Below are 494 nucleotides of genomic sequence, written 5' to 3'. Positions count from 1 at the left end.
CTCGTGATGCTGAGGCGGGAGGGCCTGGTCGTGAACCACAAGAAGCTGTTCCGGCTCTATCGGGAGGAGAAGCTCGCCGTTCGCCGACGTGGCGGCCGCAAGCGGGCGATCGGGACCAGGGCGCCGATGCTGGTGCCGCTGAGGCCCGACGAGCGCTGGTCGCTCGACTTCGTATCGGACCAGCTCACCGACGGGCGCCGCTTCCGCATCCTGGCCGTCGTCGACGACTGCACGAGAGAGTGCCTGGCACTCATCGTTGATACGTCTCTCTCGGGCATGCGAGTTGCCCGCGAACTGGACCGGCTCATCACCGAGCGCGGCCGGCCGCGGATGATCGTCAGCGACAATGGCAGCGAGTTCACCTCCAACGCCATCCTCGCCTGGGCGGATCAGAACCGCGTCGAATGGCATTACATTGCGCCCGGCAAGCCGATGCAGAATGGCTTCATCGAGAGCTTCAACGGCCGACTGCGCGATGAACTGCTCAACGAGAC

The 494-nt window shown here is 65.2% G+C and carries 1 protein-coding gene; it reads left to right on the top strand.

Annotation, left to right across the window (positions count from 1 at the left end; genetic code table 11):
• A partial coding sequence (locus EOD29_RS30640; protein ID WP_164763881.1) for a DDE-type integrase/transposase/recombinase occupies positions 1 to 494 on the top strand: 494 nt, incomplete at both ends.

This window comes from Mesorhizobium sp. M1A.T.Ca.IN.004.03.1.1 (assembly GCF_003997555.1).
Taxonomy (GTDB): Bacteria; Pseudomonadota; Alphaproteobacteria; order Rhizobiales; family Rhizobiaceae; genus Mesorhizobium.
This window is presented reverse-complemented; position numbering and strand designations above follow the sequence as displayed.